Origin of the sequence: Streptomyces lydicamycinicus, assembly GCF_000829715.2 — a bacterium.
GTDB classification, from domain to species: Bacteria; Actinomycetota; Actinomycetes; order Streptomycetales; family Streptomycetaceae; genus Streptomyces; species Streptomyces lydicamycinicus.
In genome coordinates, this window is sequence record NZ_BBNO01000007.1 from 59356 (window position 1) to 71146 (window position 11791).

Annotated in this window: 13 protein-coding genes and 1 pseudogene; 9 read left to right on the forward strand and 5 right to left on the reverse strand. The window is 69.8% G+C overall.

Annotated elements, in window-relative coordinates; translation table 11 throughout:
- Window positions 1-277 precede the first annotated feature (277 nt).
- Window positions 278-1591, forward strand: coding sequence for a cytochrome P450 (locus TU31_RS22795; RefSeq protein ID WP_042157774.1), 1314 nt, complete (start codon window positions 278-280; stop codon window positions 1589-1591).
- A gap of 214 nt (window positions 1592-1805) precedes the next feature.
- Here TU31_RS22795 and TU31_RS22800 read toward each other — a convergent pair whose 3' ends face one another.
- Entirely contained in the window at window positions 1806-2786 is a 981-nt protein-coding gene (locus TU31_RS22800) for a DNA-3-methyladenine glycosylase family protein (protein WP_042157776.1), read from the reverse strand.
- A 2-nt stretch (window positions 2787-2788) separates the two neighbouring features.
- On the reverse strand, window positions 2789-3160 hold the full coding sequence (locus TU31_RS22805) for a VOC family protein (protein WP_042157778.1): 372 nt from the start codon (window positions 3158-3160) through the stop codon (window positions 2789-2791).
- 79 nt (window positions 3161-3239) lie between these two features.
- Here TU31_RS22805 and TU31_RS22810 point away from each other — a divergent pair, with 79 nt between their 5' ends.
- The 4 genes from TU31_RS22810 (at window position 3240) to TU31_RS40300 (ending at window position 4954) form a co-directional block, all read left to right on the forward strand.
- Window positions 3240-3701: a MarR family winged helix-turn-helix transcriptional regulator gene (locus TU31_RS22810; protein WP_042157779.1), complete on the forward strand. Its 462-nt coding sequence runs from the start codon at window positions 3240-3242 to the stop codon at window positions 3699-3701.
- A gap of 128 nt (window positions 3702-3829) precedes the next feature.
- Complete coding sequence (locus tag TU31_RS22815; RefSeq protein WP_107070733.1) at window positions 3830-4444, forward strand: nucleotide-binding protein; 615 nt, start codon at window positions 3830-3832, stop codon at window positions 4442-4444.
- The gene (locus TU31_RS38745) at window positions 4441-4731 is read left to right on the forward strand and encodes a hypothetical protein (RefSeq protein ID WP_158894602.1); all 291 of its coding nucleotides are present in this window, start codon (window positions 4441-4443) and stop codon (window positions 4729-4731) included. The genes TU31_RS22815 and TU31_RS38745 overlap by 4 nt, the downstream gene beginning before the upstream one ends.
- A 94-nt stretch (window positions 4732-4825) precedes the next feature.
- Entirely contained in the window at window positions 4826-4954 is a 129-nt protein-coding gene (locus tag TU31_RS40300) for a hypothetical protein (RefSeq protein WP_275451850.1), read from the forward strand.
- Here TU31_RS40300 and TU31_RS37035 read toward each other — a convergent pair.
- The 3 genes and pseudogenes from TU31_RS37035 to TU31_RS22825 all read right to left on the reverse strand — a co-directional run.
- A pseudogene (locus TU31_RS37035) lies at window positions 4944-5114 on the reverse strand (IS5/IS1182 family transposase); the annotation flags it as partial. The gene TU31_RS40300 and the pseudogene TU31_RS37035 sit on opposite strands and share 11 nt — an antisense overlap.
- 136 nt (window positions 5115-5250) lie before the next feature.
- Window positions 5251-6006 carry an AfsR/SARP family transcriptional regulator gene (locus TU31_RS22820; RefSeq protein ID WP_042157783.1) on the reverse strand — a complete coding sequence of 252 codons (756 nt, stop codon included), beginning with the start codon at window positions 6004-6006 and terminating at the stop codon, window positions 5251-5253.
- 263 nt (window positions 6007-6269) lie between these two features.
- The gene (locus TU31_RS22825; RefSeq protein ID WP_078885908.1) at window positions 6270-7895 is read right to left on the reverse strand and encodes an MDR family MFS transporter; all 1626 of its coding nucleotides are present in this window, start codon (window positions 7893-7895) and stop codon (window positions 6270-6272) included.
- A gap of 204 nt (window positions 7896-8099) precedes the next feature.
- Between TU31_RS22825 and TU31_RS22830 the strand changes: the two genes are divergently transcribed.
- From TU31_RS22830 to TU31_RS22845, 4 genes are all read left to right on the forward strand, one after another.
- The gene (locus TU31_RS22830) at window positions 8100-8549 is read left to right on the forward strand and encodes a MarR family winged helix-turn-helix transcriptional regulator (RefSeq protein ID WP_042157787.1); all 450 of its coding nucleotides are present in this window, start codon (window positions 8100-8102) and stop codon (window positions 8547-8549) included.
- A 274-nt stretch (window positions 8550-8823) separates the two neighbouring features.
- Complete coding sequence (locus TU31_RS22835; protein ID WP_042157789.1) at window positions 8824-10101, forward strand: beta-ketoacyl-[acyl-carrier-protein] synthase family protein; 1278 nt, start codon at window positions 8824-8826, stop codon at window positions 10099-10101.
- On the forward strand, window positions 10098-11378 hold the full coding sequence (locus tag TU31_RS22840) for a ketosynthase chain-length factor (RefSeq protein ID WP_078885909.1): 1281 nt from the start codon (window positions 10098-10100) through the stop codon (window positions 11376-11378). Before TU31_RS22835 ends, TU31_RS22840 begins: the two co-directional genes overlap by 4 nt.
- A 124-nt stretch (window positions 11379-11502) precedes the next feature.
- Window positions 11503-11790: an acyl carrier protein gene (locus TU31_RS22845; protein WP_042157791.1), complete on the forward strand. Its 288-nt coding sequence runs from the start codon at window positions 11503-11505 to the stop codon at window positions 11788-11790.
- Window position 11791: the final 1 nt, after the last annotated feature.

An 11791-nucleotide genomic window follows, 5' to 3' on the forward strand; every position in this document is an offset into this window, starting at 1 on the left:
GTGGGCCCGCCAACGGGTTTTTGCAGCGGTTCTGTGGCCGGATACCGCCTCACCACATAGGCCACGGCCTTCATCAGGAACTCCTTAGGAACTCCTTTTGGTGGGCTTCTGAACGCTGAAAGAACCCTGATTGCGGAGGGCAGTGCGGGCATGAACCCGCCGTGGGGTAGGGAAGCGGGGACGGGGGGAAAAACTGGCTGATGCAAGGGCGAGTTGAGGCCCCTCGGAACAGACGCGATCGAGGGCAGGACTTGGACTTGGGACAGGAGCCACTGTTATGCGTATCCCCGGACCCGAGCACCAGGAGGACGGCGGGCTGAGCGCCATTGCGGCCGCGGGCGGGCTGCATCGGTACCAGTTACGTCTGCACGAGGCGCACGGACCCGTCGTGCGCTTCCAACTGCCGGGCGCGGACACGGCCGTGTCGGTCGCCGATCCCGTGCTTCTGGAGGCCACGGCGCACCTCGACACGCGGCCCGAGGAGCTGTTCGCGTTCCTGGACCCGCTGTGCGAGGCCGGCAACCTGCAAGTGCTACCCGCCGACGAGCACACCCCCTGGCGCCGACTACTGCTCTCGGTGCTCGCCGGACGGCCGGCTCACGAGCGCCACTTCGCGCGCTTCACCGAGCTGGCGCGGGAGCTCGCGGACCGCTGGGCGGGGCAGGCCGACGGTGAACCCGTCGAGCTGCAACAGGAGTTGACCGCGCTGTCGCTCCGTATGATCTGCGGGTTCGCGCTCGGCGGCGCGGAAACCGACACGGACCGTGTCGTCGCCGCGTTCGAGGACGTGCTCACCGAGCACCTCGGGCGGCTCTACCAGGTGCCGCGGGCCGACCCGCGCTCGGCCGAGCGAGCGGAGGTGGCCCTTGCATATCTGCGGGAGACGGTCGACCGCGTAGTGGCGGCGCACCGCCCGGACGGCCGCACCGACCGCAGCGACCTGATCGGGGCGCTCGTCGAAGCCGGTCAGAGTCCGGCGAGGATCCGGGACACCGTGATGGTGACGCTGCTCGCCGCCCACCACACCACCGGCGTCGCCGTCTCGTGGACGCTGCACCTGCTGGGCCGCCATCCCGAAGCGGCCGATCGCGTCGCGGCCGAACTGGACCAGGTGTTGGGCGAGCGCGCCACGCCCGATTACGGTGATCTGCGGCGGCTCACGTATCTGGACATGGTGCTCAAGGAGTCGATGCGCCTGTTCCCGCCCGGCCCGTACGGCGCACGCGAGACGACCGAGGACCTGGTTCTGGGCCCGTACGAGATCCCGGCCGGGACGACGGTGTTCTATCCGTTCTGGGCGGTGCACCTGAACCCTGAGCACTGGCCCGAGCCGGAGCGGTTCGACCCCGAGCGGTTCACGCCGCAGGAGGTGGCCAAGCGGCCGCGGCTCGCGTACGTCCCCTTCGGGATCGGGCCACGCAGCTGTGAGGGCGCCGCTTTGGCCACGGTCGAGGCCCAGCTCGTCCTGGCCGTCCTCCTCAAGCGCCTGCGCTTTCGGCCCGCGCCGGGGCACGAAGTGACGCCGGTGGAACGGTTCGTGCTGTGGGCGCGGGACGGGATCCGGATGAGGGTGCGGCCACGGGGTCTCTAGAGCCCGTCCGATGGGTGTCCAGGTCGGAAAGGTCGCGGGGTCCGGTGCACTGCGTTCTCTCCTACGTCTTAGGGGCGCGGGGGCACCCCATCGCTCTCTCCGTCTCGGCTCTTCCTTCGTTCCACGGATGCCGAGCTACCTCGCAAGGCGCCGGAGTGGGCGCGGTAGCGGAGAGGTGCCCAAGTGTGTTGTCCCGGCACATTGGTGACGGGTGTCATGACGATGGCGGGGAGCCGTGGCACACGGGGCCCGGCGGGGACGTGTCCTGGGCGCGGGCGCGGAGCAGGAAGGCGACCCAGCTGCGGTAGGGCTTCCACCGATCGGCGATCTTGGCCAATTGGGTGACGTCGTCGTCGGTGGTCGGGGCACCGAGTCCGTATGCGGTGGCGACGGCCTTGTGGACGCGTGGTTCGTGGCGGGGAAAGACGTCGGGGTGTCCTGCTCCCCGGATGAGGATGAGTTCGGCGGAGAAGGGGCCGATGCCGGGCAGGGTGCGCAGTTCGGCGAGGGCGTGGTCGGCGGGCAGGGCGCGCAGGTGGGGTGCGTCGAGTGTCCCGTCGAGGGCTGCTTCGGCCAGCGCGTGCAGTCGCTGGATCTTGATGTCGGTGAGGCCGGGCACGTGGGTGAGGGTGCGCAGGGCCGCGGGGGTGGGGAATGCGTGCAGGGTCTGGCCTGCGATGTGGACGCGGTGTCCGTGCTGGTGGGCGATGCGGGCCTTGATGGCGGCTGCCTGGGTCATGCGGATGCGGTTGCCGATGATTGCCCAGGTGGCGGCTTCGTAGGGGGAGTGGAAGCACACCGGGCGCAGCCCAGGGTGGTCCGCCGCGAGCCCGGCCACCACGGGGTCCGTGGCAAGGCCGGGGAATCCGGTGGCGTCGACGTCGAGCGAGAGGATGCGGGCGAGTTGGGCCCGCACGGCCTGTTTGGCCGCTGCCTCTGCGGTCACCGCCGTCGCCGGGTACGGGGTGCCGGGATGCACGGTGAACTCGGCCCGGACCGTTCCCGTGCCGCCGTCTGCCCTCACCTCCTGCCGGACGGCGGCCGCGACGACCGAGACGCCGTCGTCGGCGGGGAAGGCCAGGCGGAGGATTCCGTCCGCCGCGTGGTGGTAGCTCGCGGGGCCGAAGCCCTCCAGGAACCGGATGCCGGAGGCGAGCGAGAAGGGCCCGGCCGGGGTGAGGGTGACGGCGGGCACGGTCAGCCTCCGTGCGCGGTGAGGGTGTAGCCCTCGGGGCCCTCGAAGGAGAACATCGGCCCGAAGGGGCTGTCCGCGATCGGGGTGAGGATCTTGATCCCGGCAGCGGTGAGCTGGTCGTGGAGCTGATGGGCGTCGGAGGTCTGGAACCAGAGCACCGCGCCGAGTCCGGGCCGTGCGGTGTCGGCGAGGTCGACGCCCGGCAGGAGCTCGCGGACGGCGAAGGGGGTCGGCTTGGTGTCGAAGACGACCGCGTGGGGTGGCGAGACCTCGGCCCGACGCAGGCCGAGGTGCTGCTCGCAGAAGTCCGCTGCCGCGTTCAGGTCGCGCACTTGCAGGGCGACGAAGTCGGGGCCGTCGATGGTGACAGTCATGGGTCTCCTCGAACTCAATGTCAGGACTTTGACATAGCTGAGGCTAAGGCGATCGTGTCGCGTATGTCAAAATGCTGACATGCTGGAGAACGTGTCGGCCGAACCGTCCCACCCCACGAAAGACGTCACTCAACACGTGGGGTACGTGCTCAAACGCACCCAGGCCGCCCTTCGTGGGGCCATGGACAAGGTCCTGCGCGAGCACGGCCTGACCGTGCCGCAGTACGCCACCCTCGAACTCCTGGCCCTGCATCCCGGCATGTCCAACGCCGACCTCGCCCGCGCGACCTTCGTCACCCGGCAATCCGGAAACGTCGTCCTGCGGGGCCTGCAGGAAGAGGGGCTGATCACCCGCCCCGCCACCGCCGACCACGGCCGCGCCCGGCCCGCCCATCTCACCGAGGAAGGCAACGCGCGCCTGGCCGCCGTCCAGGCCGCCGTCTACGCCATCGAACAGCGCATGGTCGAAGCGATCCCGGCGCAGCGCCTGGCAGTGCTCCTCGCCGACCTCGACCGCATGGCGGCAGCACTGGAGGAATGACCCCACTCCCGGGTGTCCGACGTTTCTCGCTGCTTGCGGGTGAACCACGGAACCACGCCGCCGTGCCGACCGAAACTGGGCGATCGCGCCCGTTATTGTCCTTTCTTGTGCCTCTGAGTTGTGCGTTTGTGAACCTCAAGCCCGGCGTCGGAAAGACGACGAGTGCCGTGTGGCTGGCCCATGCGCTTTACGAGTTGGGTATGTCGCCGCTGCTGGTCGACGGTGACCCAGCCGCTTCCGCGCTGCGCTGGAGCGAGCTGGCCGGTGGCTTTCCGTTTCCGGTGATCGCCCTGCCGGTGGGGGACGTCCACCGGCGCGTGAACGACTTCCTCGGCGACCGGCAGGCCGTCGTGCTCGATGCGCCCCAGCTGGAGGACCATCCCCGCATTACCCGCAGCATCATGAGGTACGCCGGCGAGTGGATCGTGCCCGTGACCCCCGCCCCCATCGAACTGGACCGGATGGCACCCATTCTCGGTGAGATGGCGGACGTGCAGTCCCTGCGTGCCGAGCCGGCCCGCACCGCGGTCCTGCTCAATCGCACCAACCGTCCCGATGCCACGCGCACCGGGCCCGATGCGGACGCTCGCGAGGCACTCACCGAGCGGGGTTTCGAGGTGCTGGACACCCATATCGCGCGGCTCGACCTGTACGCCCAGTCATTTGGGAACCCGGTGCAGGCCAAGGGGTCGGCGTACATGGACTTCGCGGAGGAACTGATCAAGCGTCAGGATGAGGCATGAGTCAGCGCAAGGAGAGCTACCGCGCGGCATTGCGGCGCGGGCCGGATGTCTCGGCACCTCGGTCCACCAAGGTCACCAGGTTGCAGAGCAGATACATCCGGGTGACCGTCGAGGTCGATCCCGACCTGCGAGGCGATCTGACGCGATGGGTGGGATGGCCGGTCTCCTCGGTGGTGTTCGTCGGCGCTACCGTCCTGCGTACTCTGGCCGCCACCGCCGGCTGGGTCTCTCGGCCCGGAGATCAGGCTTCGTCCGCCCCGCGCGAGGTACCGGATTCGGGTCGCTGACCTGCCGGCTCGCACGGCAGGGGCTGCCTGGAGCTGCCGGAGCGCAGCCTGGTTCAATCCGGCGAATGGCCTGGTGGAGGTCACCGTTGCCTGCGTGGTTGCCGAAGGCCACGGCCTGCCGGAGGACGACGAGGCCGTCGCGGTCTCCACCTCGCCGCACGGCGTCGCCGCGTCCGATGGCCGCGAGGAGTTCACGGTGAGGCGCGACCAACTCATCCACTGAGCGCGAGGTTGTGGAGCCGTGCGACGCCGAGCAGCGCGTGGTGCACGCCGGTTCCGTGCAGACGGCAGTCACGCAGGATCTTCCGGTTCTCCATCCATGAGAAGGTGTGCTCCACTCCGGCCCGGGCCCTGCGGCGGACGGCGTTGTCGGCTTCCTGCTCGGGTGCGCGGGGCTCTTGTCATATCCGGCTCCCGGTGGGCGTGCCTCAGTGGTCTCGCCCGCTGCGCCCCGTGTCAGCCGCTTCGCCGGGAGTGGGATCAGGGGCTGGTGTGGCCTGTGAGTCCATGTGCGTCCGATCAGGGCGAGGACCTGAGCACCTCCTGCTGTGCATGCTGGAGATCGTGCGAGGGGTCCAGACCGAGTTCGTCGCGCAGCAGGGTGCGGACCTTTTGGTAGGCGTGCAGGGCATCGACCCGGCGCCCGGCCTTGTTCAGGGCGAGGACGAGCTGGGCGTGGAGCCACTCGTTGAACGGGTATTCCATCACCAGCGATCGCAGATCGGTGATCAGATCGCGGTAGCGCTCCAGGTTCATGGCGGCCCGTACGTACAGCTCCTGGGTGGAGACGCGTTTCTCCTCCAGGTTGCTGACATAGTCCTGGAGCACGCGCCCGCAGGGGACGTCGGCGAGCGGGGCGCCGCGCCATACCTGGAGCGCCGCCTTCGCCCAGCGCGCCGTGCCCTCGGCGTCGCCGACCGCGGTGCAGGCGTGGGCGCGGTCAGCCAACTGCTCGAAGACGCGGATGTCCAGGGAATCCTCGGGGACGCTGAGCACATAGCCGGGCGGGGTGGTGACGATGAAGCGTTCGCCGAGTTCCTCGCCGAGCTCGACGACGAAATCCTTGCGCAGTTGGTAGATATACGTCTGGGCCGTGGTGACGGCGGTGCGTGGGGCGTGGTCGCCCCACAGTTCGTCGATGATGGACTCCAGCCTGACGATCTGGTTCGTCCGCATCACCAGCAGCGCGAGAACCTGCTTTACCTTGGGAGCACTTGGTGTGTAAACGAGTCGGTCGTTGACTACTTCGATGGGGCCGAGCGCCTTGAATTCCATCGCCTCTCATACCTCCGGTGAACTGCCGTGGCCATACGGTCGGCCAAACCAGTCAGACGCTAACCGGGGGCGGGAGAGGGGCCAAGGAAAGGGCACGGAAGTGATTTACCACGTGCGGAAGGCGGAAGGCACACTGATCCCTTGGAGGCAGTTTCCGCTACTCCTCGTGCCCTCCCACCGTCGTTGCTCCCGCTCTCATCTCCGTAATGAAGGTGACGAGAGCGGGAGTTGAGGGCCGGCGGACTTGATGCGGAATCCCGTTCTCACACGTCCTGGCCCTGCGGGCTGCCGCCATCCGCCGCTGTCGCACCCTGGTCACTCACCTGCGCGGCGGACGCGTCCTGCGTCCCGTCCTCCAGCTCCCGCAGGAACCACGTCAGGACGAACCCGGCCAGCAGCACCGCGCCGCTGACGAGGTACATGGCGTGGAAGCCGTGCGCGAAGGACTCCATGACGGGGTGCGCCAGCCGGGAGTCAATTCCTTGCAGGAACGAGGTGTCGTTCAGATCGATCTTCGAGGTGCTGTTCGCCCCGACCACCTGGAGGAAGTGGTGATTCGTGGGGTTGTCGGCCACCGCCGGGTCGGAGGCCAGCCGCGAGAAGCCGGGGCTGTGCCACAGTTCGGTCAGGCGCGCGATGGCCACCCCGAACATCACCGAGAACAGGACCGCGATTCCGGTCGATCCGCCGATCTGGCGGCACAGACCTGAGGCGGCGTTGGCCACGCCCAGCTCGCTCTTGGGCGCCGAGTTCTGCATGGCGAGGGTGATGACGGTCTGGGACAGCCCGATGCCCATGCCCAGCCACAAGACGATCAGGGTGATGCCCCACATCGGGGTGGAGACGCCGGACGTGGACAGCGTCAGCAACGCGCCCGCCATGGAGCCCAGGCCCACGATCGCCTGCTTCTTGAACTTGCCTGACGCGGAGATGAGTTTCCCGGAGACGACCTGGGAGGCGATGGTGCCCACCATGAACGGGATCACGACGAGCCCCGCCTCGGTGGGGGTGCGGCCCTGCGCCATCTGCAGGAAGAGCGGCAGGGTCGTGACCGTACCGAAAATGCCCACGCCGATGGTGAAGTTGATCGTCGAGCACAGGGCGATGCCGCCGCGCCTGAAGAGCCGCAGCGGCAGTACGGCCTCCGCGCCCCGGCGCAGCTCGACCGGGATGAACAGCGCGAGACCGGCCACCCCCAGTGCGAACATCACCAGCGAGACGGGGGAGGTCCAGCCCCAGGCCCGGCCCTGTTCGGCCACGATCAGCAGCGGTACCAGGAACAGCGCCAGCGCCACTGCGCCCAGTGCGTCGATGCGGTGTTCGCGCCGTTCGTGCGGCAGGTCGAGCGCGCGGCGCACCGTGATCAAGGCCAGCGCGCCCAGCGGCACATTGAGCAGGAAGACCCAGCGCCAGCCGTCGAGGCCGAGCACGTCCCCGGCCTCCGCGAAGGCGCCGCCGGCCAGCGGGCCGACGATGCTCGCCGCGACCCAGGCCATCTGTAGATACGCGAAGTAGCGCCCGCGCTCGCGCACCGGGGCGAGGTCGGCCACCACGGCGGTCGGCAGCGACATCAGCCCGCCGCCGCCCAGTCCCTGCACCGCACGGAATAGTGCCAGCGTCACCATCGAGTCGGCCATGCCGCACAGCAGCGAGCCCACGACGAAGACGACGATGGCGATGAGGTACATGGGCTTGCGCCCGTAGATGTCGGAGAGCTTTCCGTAGAAGGGCATCGCCAGCACCGAGGCGATCAGATACGCCGTGGTGGCCCATGCCTGCTCGGTCTGGCCGTGCAGCTGGTCCGCGATGGTGCGCATCGCGGTGGCGATGACGGTCTGGTCCAGCGCCGCGAGAAACACCGCCAGCAGCAGCCCCGACATGGCCGTCATGATCTGCCGGTGTGTAAACCCACCGCCGTCGGTGCCCGTCGCGACGGGAGTGGCGCGCGGATTCGTGGATGGCACGGTTCCTCACTTTCCGGGGCGGTGAGCTTCGGGGCCGACGGGCTCGTGTGGCGTGCCGAGAGTAGCCAGGAACCGAGCTTTTCGACAAGCTCTTGTCGTTCTCTGGTTGCCGGGACATACGCTGAGGCCATGGATGCGTCAACGCCGGAAGCGGACACCCTGGTCGAGGTGACCGCCGAGGTCTTCGCGGTCAACGGTCGGCTGCTGCGTGCGGGAGACCAGCTCTCCGCCCACGCCGGACTCACATCGGCCCGCTGGCAGGTGGCCGGTCTGCTGCTGGACGGCCCCTCCACCGTCGCCCGGCTCGCCCGCGAGCGCGGGCTGCGCCGCCAGGCAGTCCAGCAGACCGTCGACCGGCTGCGGGCCGAAGGCGTCGTGACGACCTGCCCCAACCCCCAGGACCAACGCAGCCCCCTGGTCGAGCTGACCGATCGGGGCCGAAGGGCGCTGGACGACCTGCGGCCCCTGGAGCGGCAGTGGCTCCAGGACCTCACCTCGGGCATCACCCACGACGATCTGCGCACCACGGTGCTTGTCCTGCGCCGGCTGCGCGAGAAGCTGGACGCCCAGTTGGATTAGGGCGCTTCTTCCGCCTCGCCGGCCTCGGAGCAACAGGCAAGCCCACCCGCGCCCACACGGCGCCCCGTGAACAACCCTGCGCGTCCCTACGCACCGGCGCCGCACCGGCGCTCCTGGTCCCGTGGCCGACGCCCGCGATTGCGAGAGCACGCCTCCCGGCCCCGCACGCTGCCCCAACCCGCCTCCACCCCGGCTTGAACACCGCGGGTCACGCTGGCATCGACGCGCCCTCGCCGCCCCGCGGCCCGGGCGCGACGACGGCTAAGGAGACGCAGTGTCCAACACGCATGACGCCAGACGCGTCGTGATCACGGGTATCGGCGTGGTGGCCCCGGGCGACGTGGGCACCAAGCCGTTCTGGGAACTACTCACGGCGGGGCGGACCGCCACCCGCACCATCTCGTCCTTTGACGCCTCACCGTTCCGCTCCCAGGTGGCGGCCGAGTGCAACTTCGATCCGGTGGCGGAGGGGCTGAGCCGGCGCCAGATCCGGGCCTGGGACCGCACCACCCAGTTCGCGTACGTGGCCGCCCGGGAGGCACTGGCGGACAGCGGGGTTTCCGATGAGACGGACCCGCTGCGCACCGGCGTGATGGTGGGCACCGCCTGCGGGATGACCATGAGCCTGGACCGCGAGTACGCAGTGGTCAGCGATGAGGGGAAGCTGTGGGAGGTGGACCCCGCCCACGGGGTCCCGTACTTGTACGACTACTTCCTGCCTTCCTCCATGACCAGGGAGATCGCCTGGCTGGCCGAGGCCGAGGGCCCGGCGGGGGTGGTCTCCGCGGGCTGCACTTCGGGGATCGATGTGGTCACCCACGCCGCGGACCTGATCCGCGACGGGGCGGCGGAGGTGATGGTCGCCGGGGCCTCGGACGCGGCGATCTCCCCGATCACCGTGGCCTGCTTCGACGCGATCAAGGCCACCACTCCACGCAACGACGAGCCGGAGACGGCCTCCCGCCCTTTCGACCGCACCCGTGACGGGTTCGTCCTCGGCGAGGGGGCCGCCTTCTTCGTCCTGGAGGAGCTCGGCCATGCACGCCGCCGTGGGGCCCGGGCCTACGCGGAGATCGCTGGGTACGCCGCGCGCTGTAACGCGTACAGCATGACGGGCCTGCGCCCGGACGGTAAGGAGATGGCCGACGCCATCCGCGCGGCCCTGGACCGGGCGCGGAGGGACCCGAAGGACATCGACTACATCAACGCGCATGGCTCGGCGACGAAACAGAACGACCTCCACGAGACCGCGGCGTTCAAGCGGAGCTTGGGCGAGCACGCCTATGCCACCCCGGTCAGCTCGATCAAGTCGATGATCGGGCACTCGCTGGGGGCGATCTGTGCGCTGGAGGTCGCAGCCAGCGCGCTGACCATCGAGCACGCGGTGATTCCGCCCACCGCCAACCTCCACGAGCCCGATCCCGATCTGGACCTGGACTATGTGCCGCTGGTGGCCAGGCAGGCGCAGGTGAACACGGTGCTGTCGGTGGCCAGCGGCTTCGGCGGGTTCCAGAGCGCGATCGTGCTCACCGACCCGGGGAGCGCGCAGTGAACGGCCGCACCGCACCCGCCCCGGCGGTGTCCCCTACGTCGGCCGCCCGTACGACCGCGACACCTCGGGTCGTGGTCACGGGGCTCGGCGTCATCGCTCCCAACGGCACGGGCACCGAGGAATATTGGCGCGCGACGCTGCGCGGCGAGAGCGGGATCGGTCGGGTCACCCGGTTCGACCCGTCCCGGTACGCCGCCACGCTCGCCGGTGAGGTCAAGGGCTTTGTGCCCAGGGAGCGGCTGCCCAACAGGCTGCTGCCCCAGACCGACCCCATGACCCGGCTGGCGCTGGTGGCTGCCGAGGAGGCGTTGGCCGACTCGGGCGTGGATGCGGGGCAGCTGTCCACGTACGCGGCCGGGGTGGTCACCGCCGCGTCCGGAGGCGGCTTCGAATTCGGCCAGCGGGAGCTCCAGGCGCTGTGGAGCAAAGGCGGTGACCACGTCAGCGCCTACCAGTCGTTCGCGTGGTTCTACCCCGTCAACTCCGGCCAGATATCGATCCGTCACGGGATGCGCGGTCCCGGTGGCGCGCTCGTGGCCGAGCAGGCCGGTGGCCTGGACGCGGTGGCCAAGGCCCGCCGGCATGTACGCGACGGCACGGCGTTGATGGTCGCCGGGGGAGTGGACGGGGCGCTGTGCCCCTGGGGCTGGCTGTGTCAGACCCGCTCGGGAGGACTGTCCCCGCAGACCGATCCGCAACGCGCCTACCTGCCCTTCTCCACCGAGGCCAGTGGCTATGTGCCCGGCGAGGGCGGGGCACTGCTGGTTCTGGAGGACGCCCGCTCCGCCGCTGAGCGCGGTGCGGTCCACGTCTACGGGCAGATCGCCGGGTACGCCGCCACCTTCGACCCCCGCCCCGACTCCGGGCGCCCACCCGGACTGCGCCGCGCCATCCAACTGGCGCTCGCCGACGCCGAGGTGACCGCGGACGCCATCGACGTGGTCTTCGCCGACGCCATGGGGCTGCCCGGGCCGGACGCGGTGGAGGCCGAGGTGCTGGCCGCGGAGTTCGGACCGCGGGGCGTACCGGTGACCGCGCCCAAGACCATGACCGGGCGGCTGCTGGCGGGCGGCGCGTCGCTGGATCTGGCAAGCGCGCTGCTGTCGCTGCGCGACCAGGTGATCCCGCCCACGGTGAACGTGCCCGACCAGGCGGCACCGGAGGCGCTGGACCTGGTGACCGAGGGACCGCGTGCGGCGGGGCTGGACTGTGCCCTGGTGCTGGCCCGCGGATACGGCGGGTTCAACTCGGCCATGGTGGTCCGCCGCGCGGCGTGACCGCACGGCCGCTCCCACCCCTCGCCCCGGTAGGACCGGAGCCTTCGTCACCACAAGCATGACCACGCCTGACGGCACGACCACGCCTGACGGCATGACCACGACCGACGGAAGGAACAAATCCATGACCCTCCTGACCCTTGACGCCCTGTTGGTCCTGCTGCGCGAGTGCGCGGGCGAGGACGAGTCCGTCGACCTGGACGGCGATGTCCTCGATACCCCTTTCGACAGCCTCGGCTATGACTCACTGGCCCTGCTGAACACCGTCGGCCGCATCGAGCGCGAATACGGCGTCAGCCTCGGCGACGACGCGGTGGGCAGCGCCGGAACCCCGCACGCGCTGATCGAGTTGACCAACGCGGCGCTCGCCGATGCCCGGCGGCACGTGCCCGGCGCCGCTCGGGACAAGTGAG

Excerpts from the sequence above, each read along its gene's own strand:
- TU31_RS22845 (WP_042157791.1), top strand. The coding sequence starts at position 11,503 with ATGACCCTCCTGACCCTTGACGCCCTGTTGGTCCTGCTGCGCGAGTGC.
- TU31_RS22810 (WP_042157779.1), top strand. The coding sequence starts at position 3,240 with ATGCTGGAGAACGTGTCGGCCGAACCGTCCCACCCCACGAAAGACGTC.
- TU31_RS22795 (WP_042157774.1), top strand. The coding sequence starts at position 278 with ATGCGTATCCCCGGACCCGAGCACCAGGAGGACGGCGGGCTGAGCGCC.
- TU31_RS22805 (WP_042157778.1), bottom strand. The coding sequence starts at position 3,160 with ATGACTGTCACCATCGACGGCCCCGACTTCGTCGCCCTGCAAGTGCGC.
- TU31_RS22830 (WP_042157787.1), top strand. The coding sequence starts at position 8,100 with ATGGATGCGTCAACGCCGGAAGCGGACACCCTGGTCGAGGTGACCGCC.
- TU31_RS22820 (WP_042157783.1), bottom strand. The coding sequence starts at position 6,006 with ATGGAATTCAAGGCGCTCGGCCCCATCGAAGTAGTCAACGACCGACTC.
- TU31_RS38745 (WP_158894602.1), top strand. The coding sequence starts at position 4,441 with ATGAGTCAGCGCAAGGAGAGCTACCGCGCGGCATTGCGGCGCGGGCCG.
- TU31_RS22825 (WP_078885908.1), bottom strand. The coding sequence starts at position 7,895 with ATGACGGCCATGTCGGGGCTGCTGCTGGCGGTGTTTCTCGCGGCGCTG.